Raw genomic sequence first — 24,536 nt, forward strand, 5'->3', positions numbered from 1 at the left:
GCGGGGTCACCTACCGCCCGTTCCGGACCCCCGGATGGGCGGTACGTGACCCCGCGCTGGAGTGCTGGAACGGTCAGTGGCCGGCTGCCGGAACGTAACGCTTGATGGAAGCTGCCAGTTCGGCTTCGGCGGCGGCGCGGTCGCCCCAGCCCTCGGCCTTGACCCACTTGCCCGGCTCCAGGTCCTTGTAGCGGGTGAAGAAGTGCTCGATTTCCTTGATCAGGAACTCGCTGACATCGCTGATCTCTTTGATGTGGTCGAACCGGGCATCGGTCGGGACGCACAGGACCTTGGCGTCGCCGCCGCCGTCGTCGGTCATGTTGAACACGCCGATCGGGCGGGACTCGACGATCACGCCCGGGTAGAGATCGAAGTCCTGCAGGAGCACCAGCGCGTCCAGCGGATCTCCATCCTCACCCAGGGTGTTCTCGAAGAAGCCGTAGTGGGTGGGGTACTGCATCGACGTGAACAGGACGCGGTCCAGGCGGACGCGGCCGGTCTCGTGGTCGACTTCGTACTTGACGCGCGATCCCTTGGGGATCTCGATGGTCACGTCATGCTTCATGGAATGCTCCTTGACGAATTCAGGGGGTGCGCGGCACGTGCAAAAGGGCTGTCGGTGCCGCCGACTACTATTGAGGATATAGCGAGAGGCGCTGGTTTCAGGAACTAGTGGGGACATTTCAGGACTAAGGACCAGCAGCAGCATGAAACCGAGAACCAGCCGCGAGGGCACCCAGCCGGCGCCCGGCAGGCTTCGCGGGATGCCCGCACTGCTGCTCCAGACCCTCCTCGTGGCGGCAGTGGCACTGCCGGCCGGCATCGCCATCGCCCCGGCATTCCTCGGCCCGGACCAGCGCTCCGGCGCCGCGCAAGCAGCACCGCCCTGGCAGCAGATCCCCGCCACGCTGAGCCCTCCCGGCAATAGTTCGGGAGGAGTCGTGCCCCTCAGCGCTTCCGCGCCGGTTCCGGCCGGCGCCGCCCTCGCCGCGCAGCTGGACAAGACCCTTAAACCCGACGGCGCCGGCACCTTTACCGGCATCGTCCAGGACGCCGCCACGGGGCAGGTCCTCTTCGACCGGGCTGCCGACGAGGCCCGCGTTCCGGCGTCGAACATGAAGCTCCTCACAGCCGGCGCGGCCCTGCGCGTCCTGGGGCCGGACCGCCGCTTCAGCACCCGTGTGCTGGCAGGGTCCACGCCCGGCTCGGTGATCCTGAGCGGCGGGGGCGACGTCCTCCTGGGCGCCGGGGAATCGGCCCCCGGGGCCGTTCTGGGCCGCGCCGGGCTGACCACGCTCGCGAAGGCCACTATCGATGCCCTCAAGGCCGGCGGCGTCACCGGCACGGTGAACGTCCTGCTGGATGACTCCCTCTTCAGCGGCCCCCCGCTCAGCAAGGCGTGGAGCCCAGAGGACGTCGCCGCCGGAGAGATGGCCCCGCTGTACCCGCTGGCGCTGAACTCCGCCAGGTTCGATCCCGCCAAGACCACCGGACCCCGCCCGCAGGACGCCGCCATGACCGCCGCCGAGGTGTTCGCCGCCCGGCTCACGGCGGCCGCGGCGGCCGAGGGACTGTCCGTGGCCCCCGGCATCGCCCGGGTCCAGCCCGGGGGCGCGCCGGAGGGCCGGGACGCCAAAGTCCTGGCCGAGGTCCAGTCCGCCACGGTGGGGCAGCAGGTGGACTTCATGCTGCAGACCTCGGACAACTACCTCGCCGAGGTGATGGGGCGGATGACCGCCCTCGGCGCCGGCCTGCCCGGCAGCAGCGACGACGCCATTGCCGCCGTGCTGGCGCAGGTCCAGGACATGGGCATTCCCACTGACTCCCTCCGGGCCGCGGACGTCTCCGGCCTGGCCCTGGCCAACCGGGTCTCGGCCCGGCAACTGACGGACGTGGTCCGGGCCATGACCTCGGGCACAGACCCCCGGCTGCGCGCCGCCCTCACCGGGTTCCCGGTCGCCGGGCTCACCGGCACCCTGGGGGACCGCTACACGGATGCGGCCTCTGCCGCGGGCGCCGGGCTGGTCCGCGCCAAGACGGGCACGCTGAACACGGTCATTGCGCTCAGCGGTTACGTGGTCGACGCCGACGGCCGGCTCCTGGTCTTTTCCTTCGTCGGCAACGGGCTGACCCCCGGCGCCGCGAACAAGGCCGCACTGGACCGCTCCGCCGCCGTCCTCGCCGGCTGCGGCTGCCGCTGACGTCGGCGGCCGGCCAGGAACGCGCAGCCGGGAACCCGCGGCCGGGACCGGCCCCGGCCGGCGAGCCCCGGCCGGTTCGCCGGTCAGCGAAAATTAAGGCGGATTGTCGGGCCCCTGTGATCTGATGGACCCCATGGAGTCCTCTGCAAGCCAGACATCAAGCGAGACATCACCCAAGACGCCGAGCGGGGCATCGGCCCAGGCCCCAGACCTCATCAACTGGGAGCTCGCCGCGTCCACGGCAGCGCGGCTGACGCCGGCAGGTCCCGTCCTGGGCGCAGCCGAGATCGGCGCCGCCGTCGAAAATCTGCGGCTCATGGCGGACATGGCCGTGCCGCACGTCCACCACATCACCGGCCTGGACGCCGCACGGGACCTGCGCGACTCCGAGGTCCTTGTGGTGGACCGGGCCTCATGGGCCAAGGCCAACACGCAGAGCTTCGCCGTCATGCTCAAGCCCGCCATGGGAAAGCTGCTGGAGGGCCGCGGATCCCTCAGCCCCGGGGCTGCCGGGGTCAGCGCAGCCATCACCGGCAGCCAGCTCGGCGCCATCCTGGCCTTCCTTTCGAGCAAGGTCCTGGGCCAGTACGATCCCTTCTCCGCGCTGGCCGAAAACTCCACGGCCCCCGCTTCCGGGCGGCTGCTGCTCGTCGCGCCGAACATCATCTCCGTGGAACGCGAACTGAAAGTCGAACCCGCGGACTTCCGGCTCTGGGTCTGCCTCCACGAACAGACCCACCGGGTGCAGTTTGCGGCCGCACCGTGGCTGCGGCACCACATGCTCCAAGAGATCGAAAACCTCAGCGGACTGTTGCTGGGCAACGTCGATTCCCTGATGGAACGGGCCTCGGCGGCCGCGAAATCGCTGAAGGACCGCGCGGCTCCCGGCACCGCACCCGGACGAGGCGCCATCCTGGACCTGCTCCAGAACCCGGACGAAAAGGCGGCCCTGTCCCGCCTGACTGCCCTCATGAGCCTGCTCGAGGGCCACGCCAACGTGGTCATGGACGCCGTGGACGCCAGCATCGTCCCCTCCGTGAAGACCATCCGGCAGCGTTTCAACGACCGCGGCCAGGACCGCGGCATGATCGAGAAATTCATCCGCAACCTGCTCGGCCTCGACGCCAAGATGCGCCAGTACAGCGACGGCGCCAAGTTCGTCCGGGAAGTGGTGGCCGCCGCCGGCATGGGAGGCTTCAACAAGGTCTGGGAGTCCGCGGATCATCTCCCCAGCGAACCCGAGATCCACGACTCCAAGCTCTGGCTCGACCGGATGGGCCTCTAGCCGCCATGACTGCCCCCGACGGCGCCGGTTCGACCTCGATTTCCAGCGGACGACGCCGGCCCGGCCGCCTCGCGCCGGTGGTCGGCACGGCGCGAAAAATGCTGCAGGACGCCCTTGCCGCGGCCGGCTACCCGGACCGCGTCCTGGTCGCCTGCAGCGGCGGGCCGGACTCGCTGGCTCTCGCCGCCGTCGCCGCCTATTTCGGGCGCCGGGGTCACGTGGACGGCCATCCTGTCTCTGTCGGCGCCGTCGTCGTGGACCACCAGCTTCAGCCGGGCTCGGCCGGGGTCGCCGCCACCACGGCCCGGACCCTCGAAGAGCTCGGGCTCTCCCCGGTGACGATCAGGACTGTCGACGTTGCCTCCAGCGGCGCAGGCCCCGAGGCTGCTGCCCGGGACGCCCGCCATGCGGCCCTCGAGGCCGCCGCGGACGAGGCAGGCGCAACCGCGATCCTGCTCGGCCACACCCTCGATGACCAGGCCGAACAGGTACTCCTGGGCCTGGCGCGGGGGTCGGGTACCCGGTCCCTCGCCGGGATGCGGCCGGCCCGCGGCCGGCTGCTGCGCCCGTTCCTGGGCCTGCGGCGTGCGGACACCCTGGAGATCTGCCGGGTGGAGGACCTGGAGCCCTGGCACGACCCGTCCAACACCGATCCCGTGTACGCGCGCTCCCGGACCCGGGTTGAGGTGCTGCCCCTGCTGGAGGACAAGCTTGGCCCCGGCGTTGCCGAATCGCTCGCCCGCACGGCCGCGATCCTGCAGCTCGACGCCGATTACCTGGAGGACGTGGCGAACGACACGTTCGAGCGGCTGCGCCAGCAGACCGGGGAGGAGATCAGCCTTCCGGAGGCCGAACTGCGGGATCTTGCCCCGGCCGTGAGGTTCCGGGTGATCGCCAAGGCCGCCGCCGCCGTGGGCGGTCAGCAGCCCAGCTACCAGCGCCTGCTCGCGGCGGAAGCACTGCTGCGCCGGCAGGGATCGGCCGGTCCGGTGGAGCTTCCCGGCGCGGTCAGCGTCTACCGGCTCTCGCTCGCGCAGCTCCTTGCGGCGGAGCCGTCGGCCGCCGGTGTTCCCCGCGAAGCCGCCCGCTGTGGGAAGCTTGTATTCCGGCCTCAACAGCCGCCCCGAAATTAGTCGCACCCCGCATCTACACAGGAGCCATTGGTGGATTCAAACGACGTCCAGGCAGACCTCAAACACGTTCTCTACACCAAGGAACAGATCCAGCAACGGATCACCGAACTCGCGGCGCAGATCGACAAGGACTACGAGGGCCGCGACCTCCTGATCGTCGGCGTGCTCAAGGGCGCCGTCATGGTCATGGCAGATCTGGCCCGTGCACTGCACACCCACGTCTCCATGGACTGGATGGCCGTCTCCTCGTACGGCTCGGGCACGCAGTCCTCAGGCGTGGTCCGCATCCTGAAGGACCTCGACACCGACCTCATGGGCAAAGACGTCCTGATCGTCGAGGACATCATCGATTCCGGCCTCACGCTGTCCTGGCTCAAGACGAACCTGGAATCCCGCGGCACGGCGTCGGTGGAAATCTGCACCGCCTTCCGCAAGCCGACGGCCGCCAAGGTCAAGATCGACGTCAAGTACGTCGGCTATGACATCCCCAACGAGTTCGTGGTGGGCTATGGCCTGGACTACGCCGAAAAGTACCGCAACCTGGACTTCGTCGGCACCCTGGCCCCGCACGTCTACGAGTAAGTCGTGCACGCGGGGCACCCCGTCCGGGCCCCGGGCGGCCGGAGGCCCGGCCCCGCTACGCCCACAGGGAACTTTTGCCCTTTGCCGTGCGTGGGATAGTGCGACGGTGTATAGCTAGAACCTGACGCAGCACCACACGCGCGCAGATCGGTCGCCGTGCAGCACTACCAGGAGGGACGGGGCCAGCCCCGAACAGATGAAAGCTAAGAGTTTCTTCAAGGGCCCCGGCATCTGGATTGTCGTCGTGGTGGCCATGCTGCTGCTGGCATTTGCCACGCTTGCGCCGGGCGGCGCCAGCCGGATCGACACCGACAAGGGCCTTGAGCTGCTGACAGCCGGCGGCAAGGTTGAACAGGCCAAGATTTTCGACGCCGAGAACCGGGTGGACCTGGTCCTGAAGGACAACCTCCAGGTCGACGGGCAGGACAAGGGCAAGAACGTCCAGTTCTACTTCGTCAACGCCCGCGCCCAGGACGTCGTCAAGGCGGTCACGGACTCCAAACCGTCCGGCGGCTTCACCGACCAGCCGATCGAAAACAACTGGTTCTCCGGGCTCTTCTCCCTGCTGGTGCCCGTGCTGCTGCTCGGCGTCCTGTTCTGGTTCCTGCTCTCCCGGATGCAGGGCGGCGGGTCCAAGGTGATGCAGTTCGGCAAATCCAAGGCCAAGCTGGTCAACAAGGACATGCCCCAGGTGACCTTCAGCGATGTCGCCGGCGCCGATGAGGCCGTCGAGGAACTCGAGGAGATCAAGGAATTCCTGCAGGAACCGGCCAAGTTCCAGGCCGTCGGCGCCAAGATTCCCAAGGGCGTGCTGCTCTACGGCCCTCCGGGCACCGGTAAGACTCTCCTGGCCCGCGCGGTAGCCGGCGAGGCCGGCGTTCCCTTCTTCTCCATCTCAGGCTCCGACTTCGTGGAAATGTTCGTCGGCGTGGGCGCCTCCCGTGTCCGCGACCTCTTCGAGCAGGCCAAGTCCAACGCGCCGGCGATCATTTTCGTCGATGAGATCGACGCCGTCGGCCGGCACCGCGGCGCCGGAATCGGCGGCGGCAACGACGAGCGCGAGCAGACCCTGAACCAGCTGCTGGTGGAAATGGACGGCTTCGACGTCAAGACCAACGTCATCCTGATTGCCGCCACCAACCGCCCCGACGTCCTGGACCCCGCACTGCTGCGCCCGGGCCGTTTCGACCGGCAAATCTCGGTGGAAGCCCCCGACCTGATCGGCCGCGACCAGATCCTGCAGGTGCACGCCAAGGGCAAACCGATGGCCGCCGGCGTCGACCTCAAGGCTGTGGCCAAGAAGACCCCCGGCTACACGGGCGCGGACCTGGCCAACGTTTTGAACGAGGCCGCCCTGCTGACGGCCCGTTCCAACGCGAACCTGATCGATGACCGCGCCCTCGACGAGGCAATCGACCGCGTCATGGCCGGCCCGCAGAAGCGCAGCCGGGTGATGAAGGAACACGAACGCAAAGTCACCGCATACCACGAGGGCGGCCACGCCCTGGTTGCGGCTGCCCTGCGGAACTCCGCCCCGGTCACCAAGATCACCATCCTGCCCCGCGGCCGTGCCCTGGGCTACACCATGGTGGTCCCGGAGAACGACAAATACTCCGTCACCCGCAACGAGCTGCTGGACCAGATGGCCTACGCCATGGGCGGCCGCGTCGCCGAGGAACTCGTCTTCCACGATCCGTCCACGGGTGCGTCCAACGACATCGAGAAGGCCACCGGAATCGCCCGGAAGATGGTCACCGAGTTCGGCATGAGCGAGAGGGTCGGCTCCGTCCGCCTCGGACAGGGCGGCGGCGAGCCGTTCCTTGGCCGCGATGCCGGGCACGAGCGCAACTACTCGGACCAGATCGCCTACATCGTCGACGAGGAAGTACGCCGCCTGATCGACGGCGCGCACGATGAGGCCTACGCCATCCTGACCGAGAACCGGGACGTCCTGGACGAGCTCGCGCTGGAACTGCTCGAGCGCGAAACACTAAACCAGGCCGAAATCGCGCAGGTTTTCACCAACATCCGCAAGCGCGACTTCCGCGACGTCTGGCTCTCCAAGGAGACCCGCACGCTCCAGTCCGCCGGCCCGGTGGAGTCGCGCCGCGAAAAGGCGGAGCGTGAAGCGCAGGAGGAAGCCACCCAGGCCCGGCTCGAGGAGCCCCTGGACGCCCAGCCCCCGCATGCCCAGGGCGTCGGCGGGCAGGAGTCCTTCCAGGGCGGTGCAACGGATATCGGGACTGATGGTCATCCCGGCTAGGCTTCTTCTGTGACTTCTAACTTCGACGACGACGTTCCCGCCCCCGCTGCTGCTTCGGCGGGGGGCGGGGAAGCCCCGCATTCAAAGTCCAAAGTGGACCGCCCCAGGATTGAAGCCGCCGTGCGGGAAATCCTGCTGGCGATCGGGGAGGACCCGGACCGCGGCGGTCTCGTGGACACCCCGAAGCGGGTGGCCAAGGCGTACGTGGAAATGTTTGCCGGCCTGCACCACGACCCCGCCGAGATCCTGGCCACCACCTTCGACCTCGAGCACGAGGAACTCGTGCTGGTCAAGGACATCCCGTTCTATTCCACCTGCGAGCACCACCTGGTGCCGTTCCACGGGGTGGCGCATGTGGGCTACATCCCGTCCCACGACGGCAAGGTCACAGGCCTGAGCAAGCTGGCGCGCGTGGTGGACATGTTCGCCAAGCGCCCGCAGGTCCAGGAACGCCTGACCACCCAGATCGTCGAGGCCCTCGTCACGCACCTCAATCCGCGCGGCGCGATCGTCGTCGTCGAATGCGAACACCTGTGCATGTCCATGCGGGGAATCCGCAAGCCCGGCGCCAAGACCGTCACCAGCGCAGTGCGCGGGCAACTCCATGACCCGGCCACCCGTGCCGAAGCCATGAGCCTCATACTCGGAAGGTAAGAACACAGACTATGGACTCCCTAGCTGCAGCCCCGGGGACCGGCCCGGCCACCTCGCCCCTGCCCATCCTGCGCAAACCGCGCCCGGCGGCGAAGTTCCAGGACCTGCCCACGGACCGGACACTGGTGATGGGAATCCTCAATGTCACCCCTGATTCCTTCAGCGACGGCGGAGCGCACGCGACGCAAGACACGGCCATCGCGGCAGGGCTGCGGATGTTCTACGCCGGGGCGGACATCATCGATGTCGGCGGCGAATCCACCCGCCCGGGTGCCACGGCAGTCGGCGCTGACGAGGAACAGCGCCGGGTCCTGCCGGTCATCGAGGCCCTGGCCAAGGCCGGCGCCCTGGTCAGCATCGACACCACCCACGCCGTGACGGCTGCCGCGGCCCTGAAGGCCGGCGCCGCGATCATCAACGACGTCTCGGGCCTGAGCATGGAACCGGAAATGGCCGAACTGGCCGCCCGCACCAAGGTCCCGTACATCCTGACGCACCGCCGCGGCGACGCCAGCACCATGAACTCCCTGACGGACTACCGTGACGTTGCACGGGAAGTCGTGACGGAGCTCGCCGGCGTCCGCGACAAGCTGTACGTCGCCGGGGTCGCGCCGGAGCAGATCATTGTGGACCCGGGACTGGGCTTCGCCAAGAACGACGGCCAGAACTGGGAGCTCCTGCAGCACCTGGATGTCCTGCAGGCCATGGGCCACAAGGTCCTCGTCGCCGGCTCGCGCAAACGCTTCCTCGGCAGCCTCCTGACCGTGGCCGGCAAGGCCGCCCAGCCGGTTGAACGCGACGCCGCCACCGCCGCCATAACCGCCATCAGCGCCTTCCGCGGCGCCTGGGCTGTGCGCGTGCACGACGTCGGCGCGAGCCTGGACGCCGTCAAGGTCGCCGCCCGCATGGCACCCCCGACGCCCGCGGCAGCGGCCGGTTCCGCCGCCGCCGGCACCAACTGAACCGGCCGGCACCATGGATCAGATCACGCTGAGCGGCGTCACCGCCGTCGGCCATCACGGTGTGTTCGATTTCGAGCGCCGCGACGGGCAGCCGTTCGTCGTTGACGCGGTGCTGCACCTGGACTTCAGCAAGGCGGCGGCTTCGGACGACGTCCTGGACACCGCGCATTACGGCGAGGTGGCCAACTGCATCCGGGACTGGATCACGGGTGAGCCGCTGAACCTGATCGAGGCCCTCGCGGTGCGGATCGCCGAGGACGTCCTGCAGAAATTCCCCGTCGCCGCCGTGGACGTCACCGTGCACAAGCCCAAGGCCCCGATCGAAGTCGACTTCGGCGACGTCGCCGTCAGCGTGCACCGGAGGCGGACGTGAGCCCGCTCTACACCCGTGCCGTGATCGCGCTCGGCAGCAACCTGGGGGAGCGCAGCGACACCCTGTCCGCCGCCGTCGCAGACCTCGTCGACCCGCCGGAGGTGCGCCTGCTGGCCATCTCGCCGATCGTCCAGACTAAGGCCGTCGGTGGCCCGCCGGGCCAACCTGACTTCCTGAACATGGTGATCGCCGTCGAGACGTCGCTGCCGCCACGCGAACTGCTGGAGCACTGCCACGAGGTGGAGCAGAAGCATTTGCGCGTGCGCGAGGTCCGGTGGGGGCCGCGGACCCTGGACGTGGACATCATCACGTACGGGGACGTGGCAAGCTCCGACCCCGAGCTCACCCTGCCGCACCCCCGGGCCGCGGAACGGGCGTTCGTGCTCTATCCGTGGTCGCAGATCGATCCCGCGGCGGAACTCAACGGCGAACGCGTGGGCGACCTCGCGGCGAAAGCGGCCGACTTCGCCGACCTCGCCACCTTTGACGGCTTCCAGGACCAGGCTGCGGCGGATGTCACAGCCACGGAGACCACCGGCGTGCCCGGTGCGGCGGAGCGGCCGTGAAGCTGACCAGCCCCCTGCTCCTGCTGGCCATTTGCGTGGTCCTGGCCGTGGCCGGCTGGTTCGCCACCATGCTCTCCGGCCGCTACGGACTGGCCACCCCGGTGCTGCCCCTGACGGGGCTGGTGACCATGGGTGTGATCGTGGCCCTCACGCTGGTGCTGGGCATCCGCGTGCTCCGGTGGCGCAACGGCAAAAAGAAGAAGAAAATCCTCAACCCCATCCTGGCGGCCTGGACCCTGGTCCTCGCCCAGGCCTGCGCCTACACCGGGGCGGTCCTTTTGGGCTGGCACGCGGGAATCGTGGTGGAGCAACTGCGGCTATGGAACCTGCGCAGCAACCAGGACATCACCTGGCAGGCCCTGGCCATGGCCGGCGGCGCGCTGATCATGGTGGTTGTCGGGCTCGTCGTCGAACGGTTCTGCCGGATTCCGCCCGAGGACGGCGACGCCGATTCCCGCCCCGGCGTGCAGGGAAAGCGCAGCAAGCCCTCGGCAGAAGGCGAATATGCGTACCGAAGCGATTGATCCTCCAGGCATCGACTGGCTCAGGGTGTCACCGAAGTACGTCACGGTGCGCCTCGCGGGATGGGCGCTGGGAACCCTGATCACGGTGGCCCTGCTCTCGCTGCCCCTGGTCCTGGTGCTGACCGGGGCGTGGACCTGGCCGCCGGTCTGGCTGGCCGTCGCCCTGCCCGCCGTCGCGCTGGTTCTTGCCCTGTGGCGGCTCGTGCTGATTCCCCGGCAGGTGCGCTCGATCGGCTACGCCGAGCGTGAGGACGACCTCCTGATCCGGCGGGGCATCTTCTTTCAGCGCACGCTCGTGGTTCCTTACGGGCGGATGCAGTATGTGGATATTGCGGTGGGCCCGGTCGAACGTCAGCTGGGCCTGTGCACTCTGAAGCTGCACACCGCAGCCGCCGCGACCAGCGCCGAGATTCCCGGCCTGCCCGGGAGCGAAGGCGCCCGGCTCCGCGAACAACTGTCCGCCCGCGGCGAAGCCCGGCTGGCCGGGCTGTGACGGGAAGGCCGTGACGGGATGGCGCTGACACCGGAGGATGCCGGACACGCCGCCGACGGAACCGCCGTCGGACCCGGCATCGGGACAAACGCCGACGCCGGCTGGCTGCGCGTGCACCCCGCGTCGCCCTTTGTCCGCGGCTGGGTGGCGCTGGCTGCACTGCTGTTCTTCTTTGGACGCGACAGTTTCGAACGGTTCCTGCAGGGCGGCCCGGTCTTTGACGAGCGGTTGGCCGGACGGGCGCCGTGGCTGCTGCTCGGCGGCGGCACCCTGCTGCTGCTGACCGTTCTCGGCTACGTCCTGAGCTGGTACTTCACCCGCTACCAGGTGGCCGGCGGCTACGTGCGCGTCAACACCGGTTTCCTGTTCAAGCAGCAGCGGCAGGCCAGGCTGGACCGGGTGCAGGCGATCGACGTCGTGCAGCCCCTGCTGGCACGGATCTTCGGGCTGGCTGAACTGCGGTTCGAAGTGGCCGACGCCGGCCAGTCCGCGGTGCGCCTGGCGTACCTGCGCGCGGACGAGGCCCGGCAGCTCCGCGCCACAATCCTGGCCCGCGCCTCCGGTGCCGCCGCCGGGACGCCGGCGCCTGAGCCGGGACACCCGGAGCCCGGAGAGCTAGCGTCCGGAGAGCCGGCGTCCGCCGCCGTGGAAGCCCCCGAACAGGCCGTGCTGACCGTGCCGCCGCCGCGCCTGCTGGGCTCGCTGCTCCTGAGCGAACAAAGCGTTGTGATCCTGGCTGGCGGCATTGCCTCGGTGATGCTCTCCGCCGTCACGGAAAACCGGAACTTTACCGTCTTCCTGATCCCTGCCGCGATCGGGCTCCTCGCCTCCTACTGGTCCTCGTTCAACAAGGGCTACAACTTCACGGCCGCTGTTTCCCCGGACGGCATCCGGCTGCGCTACGGCCTGCTGGACACGCAGGCGCAGACCGTGCCGCCGGGCAGGATCCAGGCGCTGAAGGTCAGCCAGCCGCCGCTGTGGCGGGTGTTCGGCTGGTACCGGATCCAGGTCAACGTGGCCGGCTACGGCCTGGCCAGCAGCGCCGGCGAAGGGTCGGCCCGGACCACGCTGCTTCCGGTGGGATCCCTCGCCGACGTCATGGAAATCCTCGCCCTGGTGCTCCCGGATCCCGGAACCGAGGATCCGGGAGGGCTGTTCACCGCCGGGATCACCGGCCTCGCGGACCCCGCCGGGACCCCGGGCAGCGCAGCCGGCCAGGACGCCGACGGCGGCTTCGTCACCAGCCCGCGCCGGGCCCGGTTCCTGGCGCCGCTGGGCTGGCGGCGCAACGGTTTCACGGCAACGGAGACCGCCCTGCTCCTGAGGTCGGGCCGCTGGTGGCGGAACTTCGTGGTGGTGCCGCACCAGCGCACCCAGTCCATGGCGCTCGAGCAGGGTCCGCTCGCCCGGCGGTTCCGGGTGGCGGACCTGGTCCTGCACACCACGGCGGGTCCGGTGGCCCCGCGGCTCATCCAGGCCGGCCTCGACGAAGCCCGGGCCCTGTTCGATGCCCAGTCCGCCCGTGCCCGCGCCGCGCGCAAGCACCAGAAGAGCGAACACTGGCTGGAGCCGGCGGCCCGGCCGGCCGCACCACCCGCAGCAGACCCCCAGGAAGGCCCGCATCATGGCTAAACCAGGACGCCTTGGCGTCGGAATCATTGGCGCAGGGAAGGTCGGTGCCGTCCTGGGGGCGGCGCTGCGCGGAGCCGAGCACGCCGTCATCGGGGCGTCCGCCGTTTCGGACGCCAGCAAAGAACGCGTCGAAACGCTCCTGCCCGGCGTCCCGATCCTGGACGTGCAGGACATCGTGGAGCGCGCCGAACTGGTCCTGCTTGCCGTCCCGGACGATGCCCTGGGTCCGCTGGTGAACGGACTGGCCAAGCTCGGCGCCTGGCAGCCCGGCCAGCTCGTGGCGCACACCTCCGGGCGCTTCGGCGTCGGGATCCTGCACCCGGTCCGCGCCGCCGGCGCCGTGCCGCTCGCGCTGCACCCGGCCATGACGTTCACGGGCATGAGCCTGGACCTCACCAGGCTCCTGGACTGCACCTTTGGCGTCACGGCCGACGCCGCGATGCTGCCGATCGCCCAGGCACTCGTCGTCGAAATGGGCGCCGAGCCCGTTGCGATCGCCGAGGCGGACCGCGTCCTGTACCACGCGGCCCTCGCGCACGGTTCGAACCATATGGTCACGCTCGTGGCGCAGGCCTCCCAGCTGCTCCGCGACGTCGGCGTCGACGCCCCGGACCGGATGCTGGGCCCGCTGCTGCGCGCCACCCTCGAGAACGCCCTCGCCTCCGGCGAAACCGCCCTGACCGGGCCCGTGGCCCGCGGCGACGCCGGCACGGTGGCCGCGCACGCCGGCGCCCTCCGCGAGTACGACGGCGGCGCGGCCGGCGATATTCTTGAGGCGTACCTGGCCATGGCCCGGGCGACAGCCCGCCGGGCAGGAAGCCGCGGGCTCCTGAAGCCGGAACAACTCGACGGCATCGAACAGGCGCTCGGCGGGCCCGGCCAGAACGGGACGCCCGCCCCGGAAGGACCCTGACATGGCAATCCAACTCGTCACCACGGCGGCCCAGCTCCGCGCCGCCAGCGCCCGGCTGCTGGCGCAGAAAGGCGGCACGTCCCAGGGCCTCGTGCCCACCATGGGCGCCCTGCACGAGGGACATGCCCAGCTGGCCCGGACGGCCGTCGCCCAGAACGACGTCGTGGCGGCCACGATTTTCGTCAACCCGCTGCAGTTTGGCGAGGCCGCGGATCTGGAACGCTACCCGCGCACGCTCGATGCCGACCTCGCGCTGCTCGACGCCGAAGGGGTGGACCTGGTGTTCGCACCTGGTGTCGAGGAGGTCTACCCCGGCGGGGCACCCCTCGTGCGGATCACGGCGGGACCCCTAGGGGAAAAATGGGAAGGCGCGTCCCGGCCCGGGCATTTCGACGGGGCGCTGACCGTCGTCGCGAAACTGCTCCACTACGGCATCCCTGGTGCCGGCCTGCCCGGTGGCGGCCAGCCCGCGTACCGCGCCTACTTCGGCCAGAAGGACGCGCAGCAGCTGGCCCTGGTCCAGCGCATGGTGGCGGACCTGAATTTCCCCGTGGAGATCGTGCCGGTGCCCATTGTGCGCTCGGCCGACGGCCTGGCGCTCTCCAGCCGCAACCGCTTCCTCTCCGATGACCAGCGCGAGGCGGCCCTGGTGCTCTCCCGCGCGCTGCGGCTCATCGAGGAGCGCGCCAACGCCCATGAGCCGCTGGACGTCGAATCCGCGCAGGCCCTTGTCCGGTCCCAGCCGCTCGTGGAGCTGGACTATTTCGAGGTGGTGGATCCGCGCACCCTCGAGCCCCTCGCGGAGAACTGCCGGGACACCCCGTTCCGCGGCGAGGGGCTGGCGATCATCGCCGCCACGGTGGGCCCCGTCCGCCTCATCGACAACGCGCCCCTGAACTCCTAACCCCACACCCCCAGAAACAACGCGGGGTCACTTACCGCCCATGTCGCGACCTCCGATGGGCTGTAACTGACCCCGCGTTGGTTTTCCGGTGACGGGAATGCGCCCGGGCCTTAGACTGTTGCAACCTGCAGCAGCGCCGACGCTCGCCGGACCCACACCAAACTCCCTGAGGGAATTCCCATGTCAACAGACGTCTCTTCCAACGCCTCTGGCGATCCCGCACCGGGCGCTGCCCCCGCCGTCCCCGCGCAGAACCTGCCGGCGGCGCCGGTCGCGCCCACCGCGCCGGCAAAGATGTCCCGGGAGTCCGTGGCCATCATCGCCACGCTGCTGGTCGCCACCTTCGTCGTGATCCTCAACGAGACCATCATGAACGTGGCCCTGCAGCGGCTGATGGTGGACCTGAACATCGATGCGCCCACCGTGCAGTGGCTGTCCACGGGTTTCATGCTCACCATGGCCGTCGTGATTCCCACCACCGGATTCATCCTGCAGCGGCTGACCACCCGTGCCGTGTTCATGCTGGCCATGGGACTGTTCTCCGGCGGCACGCTGCTGGCCGCCCTCGCGCCGGGCTTCGAAGTCCTGCTGCTGGCCCGCATTGTCCAGGCCGGGGGCACCGCCATCATGCTGCCGCTCCTGATGACCACCATCCTCACACTCGTGCCGCTAGAACGCCGCGGCGCCGTCATGGGCAACGTCAGCATCGCCATTTCGGTGGCGCCGGCACTGGGTCCCACGGTTTCCGGCCTGATCCTCCAGCATTTTTCCTGGCGGTTCATGTTCGTCTTCGTACTGCCGATCGCCCTCGCCGCGCTGGCCATCGGGGCCAGGTACCTGACCAACATCGGTGAGACCGAGAAGACCCGGCTCGATGCCCTTTCCGTGGTGCTCACGGTCCCCGCTTTCGGCGGCCTGGTGTACGGCCTGAGCCAGATCGGCGGCGGCCAGGGCGGATCCCGCACCCCCGCCGTGGTGGCCCTGGCGGTGGGCGTGCTGGCCCTGGCAGCGTTCGTCCTGCGCCAGCTGAAGCTGCAGAAGACCGACGGCCCCCTGCTGGACCTGCGCGCCTTCACCTTCCGGATGTTCACCGTGTCCGTGCTGCTGCTGGTCGTGGCCATGATCGCGCTGTTCGGCGCGGTGATCCTGCTGCCGTTGTACCTGCAGGAGATCCGCGGCCTGACCTCACTTGAGACCGGCCTGGTCCTGCTGCCCGGGGGACTGGCCATGGGCCTGCTGGGGCCCTTCATCGGCCGCGTATTCGACAGGGTCGGGCCCCTGCCGCTGACAGTGACCGGCTCGATCATGATGGTGTTGTCCCTCTGGCAGTTCTCCATGCTGGACGCCACGTCGCCACTGGGGTGGATCATCGCCCTGCATGTGGCACTGAGCCTGGGCCTGGCGCTGTTGTTCACCCCGGCCTTCACGACGGGGCTGAACCCGCTGCCGCCGCACCTGTACTCCCACGGCTCGGCCATCATGAGCACGCTGCAGCAGGTGGCCGGCGCCGCCGGCACGGCGCTGCTGGTCTCGATCTACGCCTTCGTGGCCGTTGCCGCGGGCATGGTCGCCGGCATGCATGCGGCATTCCTGACGGCGGCCGTCATAGCCGTTGCCGCCGTCGTGCTGTCCTCCATGATGCGCAAAACCGAAGGCGCGGCACACCCGGCCGCCCACTAGGGGTTAGCCAACAACCAACGCGGGGTCACGTAGCGCCGGTCCGGAGGTCCGGGAAGGGCGTTACGTGACCCCGCGTTGGTTTGAGGCCGAGGGTCAGCCCGAGTAAAACGCGCTCAGCTCGGCGATCAGCTTGTCCGGCGCCTTGTTGACGCCGTCGTGTCCCATGCCCGGCAGGATCGTATAGCTGGAGCCGGAGAGGACATCGTGGATCTGGGCGCAGGCCACGCCGAAGTAGGCCGGGCTCTTCTCGCCAACAATGATCAGCGTCTCCAGCGGCAGTTCCAGGAAGGGTTCGGCCGGCATGTCCGCGGCGATGATCGCCTTGATCTCGCGGACGCCGGTCTGCATGAGGTCGCGCAGCTGCTTGCCGATCGGGGTGGCCGCCGAAAGCTTGTTCGCCAGCGTCAGCATGGACAGCGGCATACGGGACAGGGCACTGCCGGTCTCCAGGCCCTTGAGCAGGACTGCGAGGGCGCGGTCGTCGTCGCCGGCTGCGGTCGCCCGCTCGTATTCGGGTGTCCAGTCCGCCGTGACGCTGTGGTTGACGGACACGGCGGGGTCGTACACGGCAAGCCGTTCCACCGGCAGGGTGCGGGCCGCGTGCAGGGCCACCGCCCCGCCGAAGCTGTGGCCGAAGACGTCCGTGCTGGCGGTGTGCTTCATGACGGCGTCGAGGTCGTGGATGTCCACGTCCAGGGTGTAATCCTCAGGCTGCGGGGAGGACGAGCCGCGGCCGCGACGGTTGAAGGTGTGCACCGGCCGGCCCAGTGACGCACTGAGTTTCTGCGCGAAACGGGTGTAATCGACGGCGGTCACCATCGAGGCCGGCACGACGACGATGCCCGAACCCGCCGAGGCGAGCTCGGCGCCCGTGCTCAAAAGCTCGATCGTTCCTCCGTTGGGGGTTCTGATGTTCTCGCGGGTCATGCTCCGAGCCTAGCCGAGGCCGCGCCGCGGTGCAGTACGCCGCAGTGCAGTATGACCGCAGTGCAGTATGACCGCGGTGCAGTGCAGTGCAGTGCAGTGCAGGGCAGGACGCGGCAGCGGCGCCGCGCCGGCGCTAGTTGCCCAGCCGGCCGCCGGAGACCTCGAGGTAGCAGGCGCCGCAGAGCGACTCGTACCAGACGTCCTGGCCGTCGATCGCAACCTGGTTCCCGTCGAACACCACATGGTCCCCGATCCGGCGCGTGTTGAAGATGGCCTTCCGTCCGCAGCGGCAGATGGTCTTGAGCTCTTCGAGGGTGTGCGCGATCTCCAGCAGGCGCAGGGAACCGGGGAACGCGCGGGTCCGGAAGTCGGTGCGGATGCCGTAGGCGAGGACGGGGACGTTGTCCAGGACCGCGATGCGGAAGAGGTCGTCCACCTGCTCCGGTTCCAGGAACTGGGCCTCGTCCACCAGCAGGCAGGCCACCGGCGGGGTGTCCACATGCTGCAGCAGGGCATCGGGATCGTCGCCGTGGGCCTGGGCGGTGAAAAGCGCGCGGGCCGACGCGCCGGCAGGGATCAGGAAGTCCACCGAACGGGTCATGCCCAGGCGGGACACGACGTCGGAGTCGCCCTTGGTGTCCACGTCCGGCTTGGCCAGCAGGACCCGCTGGCCGCGTTCCTCATAGTTGAACGCCGCCTGCAGCAGCCCCGTAGATTTGCCGGAGTTCATGGCGCCGTAGCGGAAGTAGAGCTTGGCCAAGGGGGTCCTTTCGAAAGGGTCGCCCCCGATTCTAGCGGTCGGTCGCGTTGCCGCCCTCAGCGGCCGGGCCCGCTCCGCCGCCACCGGGCCGGCACGCCCGCGGCTGCAAGGCTGCCGGCCAGGCTGACGGGCGGCGGGGCCGCAGCCCCGGGTCCGCCGCGGAGGAACCGGGCCGTACGCAGGGCCAGCCGGCTTCCCGGCCGGATGGGGCCTTCGTGGAGCTGCCCGGGGACCACGGCGAAGCTGACCGCGGGGACGGCGTCGGCAAGCTGGTGGCTCGTCTCGGCGAAATAGCCGGGGCTCCAGCCGCCGCTGAGCATGAGGGTGGGGGTGGTGATGGCGGCAAAATCCTCAAGTTCGGCGTCGGCATCCAGTACGGCGCGCATTTCGGCGACGGCCGTCGGCAGCAGCTGCCGCATTTCGGCGCCGAGCCTGGTCCGGGCCGAGAGGATGCTGAGCATGCGCAGCGCGCCCAGGGGCAGCATGGATACCGGACCGGCCGTCTCCAGGCCTTGCACCAAATGCGCCCAGGCGTGGTCGAGCTCGCCCGCAGCCACGGACTTTTCCAGTTCGGGCCGCCAGCGCTGGGTGAGATTCCCGGAGAGGCTCACGGCGGCGTCGTAAGTCACCATCCTGCGAATCGGCAGGCTCCGGGCGGCCTCGAGGGCCACGAACCCGCCATAGCTGTGGGCCACGACGTCGCTGGCGCCGGTCTCGCGGAGCACGGTTGCCAAGTCGGCCACCTCGGTGGCGGCGGAATAGTCAGCCGGCTGGTGCGAGGAACCGGCGCGACCCCGGCGGTTGTAGCAGTGCACCGGCTGCTCCAGCAGCCGGCAAAGTTTTCGGGCAAAGGACCGGTAGAGCGCATCGGTGATAAGTGTCCCGTGCACAACGACGATGCCGGACCCCTTGCCGCGGGCCGCCACGGCGGCGCCTGACGCTGCTGCCCTGCCCGGTGCATGCCCCGCCGGACGGATGGTGTGCAGCTCAAGGTGTCCGTTGCCGTCGTCGGTCCTCACTGTCCATGTCTCCACAACTTCGAGTCTATTCCCGCCACCCGTCCGTCTGGCTGCCGCCCGGGCAGAACCGGGCCGGGACCTTCCCGGACGCAAATCGACGGTAAACTTGGGGATTGTGACTTCCCAAAACACCCCCGCCCCGAACACCGCCGCCGAGCCGCACGACGCCAGCGAACAGACCCGCATCCGCATGGAGAAGCGCGCCAAGCTGATCGAACGCGGCGTCGAGGCATATCCGGTGGGTGTCGAACGCACGCACTCGCTCACGGAAATCCGGGAGAAATACGCCTACCTGCAGGCCGATGAAACCACCGGTGACGCCGTCGGCGTGACCGGCCGCATCGTCTTCATCCGCAATACGGGCAAACTCTGCTTCGCCACCCTCCAGGAGGGCGGCCTGGACGGCAAGGCCGTACGGCTGCAGGTCATGCTGAGCCTGGCCAACATCGGTGAGGAGGCGCTCGCGGAGTGGAAGTCCCTCGTGGACCTCGGCGACCACGTCTTCATCAAGGGCGAGGTCATCTCCTCACGCCGCGGCGAACTCTCCGTCATGGCGGATTCCTGGACCATGGCCTCGAAGGCGCTGCGCCCGCTGCCCGTGCTGCACGCCGGGCTGAGTGAAGAAACGCGTGTCCGCCAGCGCTACGTGGACCTCATTGTCCGCGACGAGGCCCGCGAGATGGTTTACACCCGCGCCGCGATCACGCGTTCCATCCGCGAAACCCTGCACCGCCAGGGCTACGTCGAGGTGGAGACGCCGATGCTGCAGCTGGTTCACGGAGGCGCGACGGCCCGTCCCTTCGAGACGCACATGAACGCCTTCGACCAGAAAATGACGCTGCGCATCGCTACCGAGCTCTACCTCAAGCGCACGGTGGTCGGCGGGATCGACCGGGTCTACGACATGGGCCGGGTCTTCCGCAACGAAGGTGTGGACTCCACGCACAGCCCCGAGTTCACCACTTTGGAGTCCTACGAGGCATGGGCGGACCAGTTCGTCATGGCGGACCGGATCAAGGAAATCATCCTGGATGCCGCCGACGCCGCCGGTGTGGGCCGCGTGCTGCAGACCGAAGCCGGGGAGATCAACCTCGACGGCGACTGGACCTGGCTGGCTGTCTACCCGGGACTGTCCGACTTCGTGGGCCAGGAGGTAACCCCCGACACCCCGGTTGCCGAGCTGCTGGAGCTGGCTGCCAAGCACGAGGTCAAGGTCGACGCCGCCTGGGAAGCCGAGAAGCTCGTCGTCGAACTCTTCGGCGAACTGGTGGAGCCGACTTTGCTCAACCCCACCTTCGTCTACGACTATCCGCCGTCCGCGCAGCCGCTGGCCCGCCAGCACCGCGAAGACGGCCGCCTGATCGAGGCCTGGGACCTCATCATCGGCGGCATGGAGCGGGGCACGGCGTTCTCCGAACTGATTGACCCGGTGATCCAGCGCGAACGCCTCACCGAACAGTCCCGCCGCTCCGCTGCCGGTGACGTGGAGGCAATGCAGCTGGACGAAGACTTCCTCCGTGCGCTCGAGTACGGCGCACCGCCCATGGGCGGGATCGGCCTCGGCATCGACCGGCTCGTGATGCTCTTCACCGGAGCCGGCATCCGCGAAACGATTCTCTTCCCCCTGTTGAAGCCCGAAGGACACTGAGCGTGGACTATATCGCCGTATTGCTGCCTCCCATCGTGGTGGGCCTGCTTTTCTGGTTTGCCATGAAATCCATATTCAATGCCGACAAATCAGAGCGGCAGGCAGAAGCCCGCGCCCATGCCGAAGCCGAAACTAGGGCCAAAGGACAGGATTCCGGGACCCCGGGAAGCTAATTGCCCGGGAAAGAAGTAATAGTTCCCTATTGCCGCCTGTAGTTTTCCTTTGGACAGAGTTTTGCGCTTTGACTCCCCGCTGTAACGCGGAGGATACTTATTCCAGATACATCCTGCTTTTCTAAACGCTCGATCTTTGGAAAGAGAGTCCTTTATGGCACAGAAAGTAAAAATCATCCTCGTTGATGATCTGGATGGGGGATCCGCGGACGAAACTGTCCGGTTTGGCCTTGACGGCGTCAGCTACGAAATAGACCTGTCGTCAAACAATGCTTCAGAACTGCGCTCCGCGGTGGAACGATTTGTGACGCACGCGCGCAAAACGTCAAGCGGACGCGCCTCGCGCACGAAGATTTCCAGCGGACGGAATCAGGACTCTGCCCAGATCCGTCAGTGGGCACGGGACAACGGCTATGCGGTAAACAGCCGCGGACGTATCCAGGCTGAAATTCAGGAAGCTTACCAAAAGGCCAATTCCTAGCAGGGGCCCGCGTCGGGGCGCAGTGTCGGGCCCGGCGTGAGAGCGCAGTATCAAGCCGCAATCACGTTTCATGACGTCGTAATCGAGCCTCAGTCAAATGCCAATGCCCCCGTTATCTGACGGGGGCATTGCCATGCCGGCGGCGGGGCGCCCGGCCGGCGACGCGCCCGCTCCGCCGGAGCTGCCCGGCCGGCGACGCGCCCGCTCCGCCGGAGCTGCCCGGCCGGCGACGCGCCCGCTCCGCCGGAGCTGCCCGCCCGGCCGCCTGTCGTCCTCGCCTGCATCATCCCCGCGCCGATGTCCCGTACGAGGTGAACCATTTGCCAGGGATGGCCGCTGTGGGACCAGGTTTAGCGGCCATCTTCGTCAATTCGGGAACCCTTGCCATGCCGACGGCGGAACGGCCTTCCGGAACGGCCGGTTCCGCCAGCCTGGCCGGTGACGCGCTCCGCCGCCCGTGGCCCTCACCTGCATCATCCCCGGGCCGATGTCCCGTACGAGGTGAACCATTTGCCAGTGACGGCCGCTATGGGACCAGGCTTAGCGGCCATCTTCGTCAATTCGGTCACCGTTGCCATGCCGACGGCGGATCGGCCCGGCCGGCGGATCGGCCCGTCCCAAAGGCCCGGCCCGGCCCGCCAGGAAGGTTCCGGACGGTTCCTGCCTCCTGCCGGGGACCCGGTCCGGGCAGGGATGCGCAACCCTCCGGTTTCCCCTGTGGCGAACAAGCCACAAATCTGGAACCCGGCCACGTAGCATCAAAGTACGTCGTAGCTAGGAGTGTGGCGAAATGTTTGAGCGATTTACGGACCGTGCCCGTCGCGTAGTTGTGCTTGCCCAAGAAGAGGCACGCATGCTGAACCACAATTACATTGGTACCGAACACATCCTCTTGGGTCTGATCCATGAGGGTGAAGGTGTTGCCGCCAAAGCCCTTGAATCCTTGAGCATTTCGCTCGACGGTGTCCGCGAACAGGTCCAGGAGATCATCGGCCAGGGCCAGCAGGCGCCTTCCGGCCACATCCCCTTTACCCCGCGCGCCAAGAAGGTCCTGGAGCTCTCGCTGCGCGAGGCCCTGCAGCTGGGCCATAACTACATTGGTACCGAGCACATCCTCCTCGGCCTCATCCGGGAGGGCGAAGGCGTTGCCGCCCAGGTGCTCGTCAAGCTTGGCGCAGACCTGAACCGGGTCCGCTCGCAGGTCATCCAGCTGCTCTCGGGTTACCAGGGCAAGGAAGCCACGGGCGCCGGTGTCGGGCCCGGACAGGCCGAGGGGACCCCTGCCGGGTCCGTTGTCCTGGACCAGTTCGGCCGCAACCTGACCCAGGCGGCGCGCGAGAACAAACTGGACCCCGTGATCGGCCGTGAGCAGGAAATGGAACGCGTCATGCAGGTCCTTTCCCGCCGCACCAAGAACAACCCCGTGCTGATTGGTGAGCCCGGCGTCGGCAAGACCGCCGTCGTCGAGGGCCTGGCCCAGGCGATCGTCCGCGGGGATGTCCCGGAGACCATCAAGGACAAGCAGCTTTACACGCTGGACCTCGGGTCCCTCGTGGCCGGCTCCCGCTACCGCGGCGACTTCGAAGAGCGCCTGAAGAAGGTCCTCAAGGAGATCCGCACCCGCGGCGACATCATCCTGTTCATCGATGAGATCCACACCCTGGTGGGTGCCGGTGCCGCCGAAGGCGCCATCGATGCGGCCTCGATCCTGAAGCCCATGCTGGCCCGCGGCGAGCTCCAGACCATCGGGGCCACCACGCTGGACGAATACCGTAAGCACATCGAGAAGGATGCCGCGCTGGAGCGCCGGTTCCAGCCGATCCAGGTCAAGGAACCCTCCGTTGCGCACGCGATCGAGATCCTCAAGGGCCTCCGCGACCGGTATGAGGCACACCACCGGGTCACCATCACCGACGGCGCCCTCGCCTCGGCGGCGAGCCTTTCCGAGCGCTACATCTCGGACCGCTTCCTGCCGGACAAGGCAATCGACCTGATCGACGAGGCCGGTGCGCGGTTGCGCATCCGCCGCATGACTGCTCCGCCGGAGCTGAAGATCATGGACGAGAAGATCGCCGCCATGAAGCTGGAGAAGGAATCCGCGATCGATGCGCAGGACTTCGAAGGTGCCGCGTCGCTGCGCGACAAGGAGCAAAAGCTCATCGCCGAGCGCGCCGAGAAGGAACGCCAGTGGAAGACCGGCGGCATGGACGACATCTCCGAAGTTGATGAGGACCTCATCGCCGAGGTGCTGGCGAACTCCACCGGCATCCCGGTCTTCAAGCTGACCGAGGAAGAGTCCTCGCGCCTGCTGAAGATGGAAGACGAACTGCACAAGCGCGTGGTCGGCCAGAACGAGGCCATCAAGGCCCTGTCCCAGGCGATCCGGCGCACCCGTGCGGGCCTCAAAGACCCCAAGCGTCCGGGCGGTTCGTTCATCTTCGCCGGCCCCACCGGCGTCGGCAAGACCGAACTGGCCAAGGCCCTCGCCGAGTTCCTGTTCGGCGAGGAAGACGCGCTGATCACCCTGGACATGTCCGAGTACTCGGAGAAGCACACGGTGTCGCGGCTCTTCGGTGCCCCTCCGGGCTACGTGGGCTACGAGGAAGGCGGCCAGCTGACCGAGAAGGTCCGCCGTCGTCCGTTCTCCGTGGTCCTGTTCGACGAAGTGGAGAAGGCGCACGCCGATCTCTTCAACTCGCTGCTGCAGATCCTGGAAGACGGCCGCCTGACCGACTCCCAGGGCCGCGTGGTGGACTTCAAGAACACCGTGATCATCATGACCACGAACCTCGGCACCCGGGACATCTCGAAGAGCGTTGCCACCGGCTTCCAGTCCGGCACGGACACGCAGACCGGCTACAACCGGATGCGGGCCCGGGGTCACTGAGGAGCTCAAGCAGCACTTCCGCCCCGAGTTCCTGAACCGTGTTGACGATGTTGTGGTCTTCCCGCAGCTGACCCAGGACGAGATCATCGAGATCGTGGACATGTTCGTCGCCCGCCTGGAGAAGCGCCTCAAGGACAAGGACATGGGCATCGAGCTCACGTCCGCGGCCAAGGTGCTCCTGGCAACCCGCGGCTACGACCCCGCCATGGGTGCCCGGCCGCTGCGCCGCACCATCCAGCGCGAGATCGAGGACCAGCTCTCCGAGAAGATCCTCTTCGGCGAACTGCACTCCGGCGACATCGTGGTGGTGGATGTGGAAGGCGAAGGCGACGACGCGAAGTTCACCTTCGCCGGCAACGCCAAGCCGCGCATCCCGGAGATCGCTCCGAGCGTCTAAGCACCAAAAGCCAAGGCCCCGCTGCCCCGAAAGGGACAGCGGGGCCTTTGCGTTGCCCGCCGCCGTGAACCATTTGCCG

Annotated in this window: 22 protein-coding genes and 1 pseudogene; 19 read left to right on the forward strand and 4 right to left on the reverse strand. The window is 68.3% G+C overall.

The window, feature by feature from the left end; genetic code table 11:
- Nucleotides 1–73 precede the first annotated feature (73 nt).
- A complete protein-coding gene (locus tag ABH915_RS01950; protein ID WP_018774943.1) occupies nucleotides 74–565 on the reverse strand; it encodes an inorganic diphosphatase in 492 nt (163 codons plus the stop codon).
- A 142-nt stretch (nucleotides 566–707) separates the two neighbouring features.
- Here ABH915_RS01950 and dacB point away from each other — a divergent pair, with 142 nt between their 5' ends.
- From dacB to ABH915_RS02025, 15 genes are all read left to right on the forward strand, one after another.
- Nucleotides 708–2,201: a D-alanyl-D-alanine carboxypeptidase/D-alanyl-D-alanine-endopeptidase gene (gene dacB, locus ABH915_RS01955; protein WP_370117212.1), complete on the forward strand. Its 1,494-nt coding sequence runs from the start codon at nucleotides 708–710 to the stop codon at nucleotides 2,199–2,201.
- A gap of 133 nt (nucleotides 2,202–2,334) precedes the next feature.
- The gene (locus tag ABH915_RS01960) at nucleotides 2,335–3,486 is read left to right on the forward strand and encodes a zinc-dependent metalloprotease (RefSeq protein ID WP_370117215.1); all 1,152 of its coding nucleotides are present in this window, start codon (nucleotides 2,335–2,337) and stop codon (nucleotides 3,484–3,486) included.
- Between the two features lie 98 nt (nucleotides 3,487–3,584).
- Nucleotides 3,585–4,619 carry a tRNA lysidine(34) synthetase TilS gene (gene tilS, locus ABH915_RS01965; RefSeq protein ID WP_370124915.1) on the forward strand — a complete coding sequence of 345 codons (1,035 nt, stop codon included), beginning with the start codon at nucleotides 3,585–3,587 and terminating at the stop codon, nucleotides 4,617–4,619.
- Between the two features lie 30 nt (nucleotides 4,620–4,649).
- Nucleotides 4,650–5,201 (forward strand): hypoxanthine phosphoribosyltransferase, encoded by a 552-nt coding sequence (gene hpt, locus ABH915_RS01970; RefSeq protein WP_018774939.1) that lies wholly within the window; start codon nucleotides 4,650–4,652, stop codon nucleotides 5,199–5,201.
- A gap of 196 nt (nucleotides 5,202–5,397) precedes the next feature.
- Complete coding sequence (gene ftsH / locus ABH915_RS01975; protein WP_370117219.1) at nucleotides 5,398–7,464, forward strand: ATP-dependent zinc metalloprotease FtsH; 2,067 nt, start codon at nucleotides 5,398–5,400, stop codon at nucleotides 7,462–7,464.
- Between the two features lie 9 nt (nucleotides 7,465–7,473).
- Entirely contained in the window at nucleotides 7,474–8,118 is a 645-nt protein-coding gene (gene folE, locus ABH915_RS01980; protein ID WP_026266692.1) for a GTP cyclohydrolase I FolE, read from the forward strand.
- A gap of 11 nt (nucleotides 8,119–8,129) precedes the next feature.
- The gene (folP, locus tag ABH915_RS01985; protein ID WP_370117223.1) at nucleotides 8,130–9,080 is read left to right on the forward strand and encodes a dihydropteroate synthase; all 951 of its coding nucleotides are present in this window, start codon (nucleotides 8,130–8,132) and stop codon (nucleotides 9,078–9,080) included.
- Nucleotides 9,081–9,093: 13 nt separating this feature from the next.
- Nucleotides 9,094–9,453: a dihydroneopterin aldolase gene (folB, locus tag ABH915_RS01990; protein WP_370117226.1), complete on the forward strand. Its 360-nt coding sequence runs from the start codon at nucleotides 9,094–9,096 to the stop codon at nucleotides 9,451–9,453.
- Entirely contained in the window at nucleotides 9,450–10,019 is a 570-nt protein-coding gene (gene folK, locus ABH915_RS01995; protein ID WP_370117228.1) for a 2-amino-4-hydroxy-6-hydroxymethyldihydropteridine diphosphokinase, read from the forward strand. The genes folB and folK overlap by 4 nt, the downstream gene beginning before the upstream one ends.
- Nucleotides 10,016–10,543 carry a DUF3180 domain-containing protein gene (locus ABH915_RS02000; RefSeq protein ID WP_018774933.1) on the forward strand — a complete coding sequence of 176 codons (528 nt, stop codon included), beginning with the start codon at nucleotides 10,016–10,018 and terminating at the stop codon, nucleotides 10,541–10,543. Before folK ends, ABH915_RS02000 begins: the two co-directional genes overlap by 4 nt.
- Nucleotides 10,524–11,036: a PH domain-containing protein gene (locus tag ABH915_RS02005; RefSeq protein ID WP_370117231.1), complete on the forward strand. Its 513-nt coding sequence runs from the start codon at nucleotides 10,524–10,526 to the stop codon at nucleotides 11,034–11,036. Before ABH915_RS02000 ends, ABH915_RS02005 begins: the two co-directional genes overlap by 20 nt.
- Nucleotides 11,037–11,054: 18 nt before the next feature.
- Nucleotides 11,055–12,668, forward strand: coding sequence for a PH domain-containing protein (locus tag ABH915_RS02010; protein WP_370117233.1), 1,614 nt, complete (start codon nucleotides 11,055–11,057; stop codon nucleotides 12,666–12,668).
- Nucleotides 12,661–13,581 (forward strand): Rossmann-like and DUF2520 domain-containing protein, encoded by a 921-nt coding sequence (locus ABH915_RS02015; protein ID WP_370117236.1) that lies wholly within the window; start codon nucleotides 12,661–12,663, stop codon nucleotides 13,579–13,581. Before ABH915_RS02010 ends, ABH915_RS02015 begins: the two co-directional genes overlap by 8 nt.
- 1 nt (nucleotide 13,582) lies before the next feature.
- Nucleotides 13,583–14,485 (forward strand): pantoate--beta-alanine ligase, encoded by a 903-nt coding sequence (gene panC, locus ABH915_RS02020; protein ID WP_370117239.1) that lies wholly within the window; start codon nucleotides 13,583–13,585, stop codon nucleotides 14,483–14,485.
- A 180-nt stretch (nucleotides 14,486–14,665) separates the two neighbouring features.
- A complete protein-coding gene (locus ABH915_RS02025; protein ID WP_370117242.1) occupies nucleotides 14,666–16,165 on the forward strand; it encodes an MDR family MFS transporter in 1,500 nt (499 codons plus the stop codon).
- A gap of 93 nt (nucleotides 16,166–16,258) precedes the next feature.
- On the opposite strand, the gene ABH915_RS02030 is transcribed toward ABH915_RS02025, so the two are convergent.
- The 3 genes from ABH915_RS02030 to ABH915_RS02040 all read right to left on the reverse strand — a co-directional run bounded on the left by ABH915_RS02030 (nucleotide 16,259) and on the right by ABH915_RS02040 (nucleotide 18,886).
- The gene (locus ABH915_RS02030; protein ID WP_370117245.1) at nucleotides 16,259–17,092 is read right to left on the reverse strand and encodes an alpha/beta fold hydrolase; all 834 of its coding nucleotides are present in this window, start codon (nucleotides 17,090–17,092) and stop codon (nucleotides 16,259–16,261) included.
- A 133-nt stretch (nucleotides 17,093–17,225) separates the two neighbouring features.
- The gene (locus ABH915_RS02035) at nucleotides 17,226–17,852 is read right to left on the reverse strand and encodes a thymidine kinase (RefSeq protein ID WP_018774926.1); all 627 of its coding nucleotides are present in this window, start codon (nucleotides 17,850–17,852) and stop codon (nucleotides 17,226–17,228) included.
- Nucleotides 17,853–17,908: 56 nt separating this feature from the next.
- On the reverse strand, nucleotides 17,909–18,886 hold the full coding sequence (locus ABH915_RS02040) for an alpha/beta fold hydrolase (protein ID WP_081801771.1): 978 nt from the start codon (nucleotides 18,884–18,886) through the stop codon (nucleotides 17,909–17,911).
- Between the two features lie 100 nt (nucleotides 18,887–18,986).
- On the opposite strand from ABH915_RS02040, the gene lysS reads away from it, so the two are divergent.
- The 4 genes and pseudogenes from lysS to ABH915_RS02060 all read left to right on the forward strand — a co-directional run bounded on the left by lysS (nucleotide 18,987) and on the right by ABH915_RS02060 (nucleotide 24,457).
- On the forward strand, nucleotides 18,987–20,519 hold the full coding sequence (gene lysS, locus ABH915_RS02045; RefSeq protein WP_018774924.1) for a lysine--tRNA ligase: 1,533 nt from the start codon (nucleotides 18,987–18,989) through the stop codon (nucleotides 20,517–20,519).
- A gap of 2 nt (nucleotides 20,520–20,521) precedes the next feature.
- Nucleotides 20,522–20,692, forward strand: coding sequence for a hypothetical protein (locus tag ABH915_RS02050; protein ID WP_018774923.1), 171 nt, complete (start codon nucleotides 20,522–20,524; stop codon nucleotides 20,690–20,692).
- A gap of 154 nt (nucleotides 20,693–20,846) precedes the next feature.
- Entirely contained in the window at nucleotides 20,847–21,173 is a 327-nt protein-coding gene (locus tag ABH915_RS02055) for an Lsr2 family protein (protein WP_370117249.1), read from the forward strand.
- A 790-nt stretch (nucleotides 21,174–21,963) separates the two neighbouring features.
- Nucleotides 21,964–24,457: pseudogene (locus ABH915_RS02060) on the forward strand (ATP-dependent Clp protease ATP-binding subunit).
- Nucleotides 24,458–24,536 lie beyond the last annotated feature (79 nt).

This window comes from Arthrobacter sp. MW3 TE3886 (assembly GCF_041262145.1).
GTDB lineage: Bacteria > Actinomycetota > Actinomycetes > Actinomycetales > Micrococcaceae > Arthrobacter.

What these genes read in the sequence shown, in the direction of transcription:
- ABH915_RS01950 (WP_018774943.1), bottom strand. Translation starts at nt 565, where the DNA reads ATGAAGCATGACGTGACCATCGAGATCCCCAAGGGATCGCGCGTCAAG.
- dacB (WP_370117212.1), top strand. Translation starts at nt 708, where the DNA reads ATGAAACCGAGAACCAGCCGCGAGGGCACCCAGCCGGCGCCCGGCAGG.
- ABH915_RS01960 (WP_370117215.1), top strand. Translation starts at nt 2,335, where the DNA reads ATGGAGTCCTCTGCAAGCCAGACATCAAGCGAGACATCACCCAAGACG.
- tilS (WP_370124915.1), top strand. Translation starts at nt 3,585, where the DNA reads ATGCTGCAGGACGCCCTTGCCGCGGCCGGCTACCCGGACCGCGTCCTG.
- ftsH (WP_370117219.1), top strand. Translation starts at nt 5,398, where the DNA reads ATGAAAGCTAAGAGTTTCTTCAAGGGCCCCGGCATCTGGATTGTCGTC.
- folP (WP_370117223.1), top strand. Translation starts at nt 8,130, where the DNA reads ATGGACTCCCTAGCTGCAGCCCCGGGGACCGGCCCGGCCACCTCGCCC.
- folB (WP_370117226.1), top strand. Translation starts at nt 9,094, where the DNA reads ATGGATCAGATCACGCTGAGCGGCGTCACCGCCGTCGGCCATCACGGT.
- ABH915_RS02005 (WP_370117231.1), top strand. Translation starts at nt 10,524, where the DNA reads ATGCGTACCGAAGCGATTGATCCTCCAGGCATCGACTGGCTCAGGGTG.
- ABH915_RS02010 (WP_370117233.1), top strand. Translation starts at nt 11,055, where the DNA reads ATGGCGCTGACACCGGAGGATGCCGGACACGCCGCCGACGGAACCGCC.
- ABH915_RS02015 (WP_370117236.1), top strand. Translation starts at nt 12,661, where the DNA reads ATGGCTAAACCAGGACGCCTTGGCGTCGGAATCATTGGCGCAGGGAAG.
- panC (WP_370117239.1), top strand. Translation starts at nt 13,583, where the DNA reads ATGGCAATCCAACTCGTCACCACGGCGGCCCAGCTCCGCGCCGCCAGC.
- ABH915_RS02025 (WP_370117242.1), top strand. Translation starts at nt 14,666, where the DNA reads ATGTCAACAGACGTCTCTTCCAACGCCTCTGGCGATCCCGCACCGGGC.
- ABH915_RS02030 (WP_370117245.1), bottom strand. Translation starts at nt 17,092, where the DNA reads ATGACCCGCGAGAACATCAGAACCCCCAACGGAGGAACGATCGAGCTT.
- ABH915_RS02055 (WP_370117249.1), top strand. Translation starts at nt 20,847, where the DNA reads ATGGCACAGAAAGTAAAAATCATCCTCGTTGATGATCTGGATGGGGGA.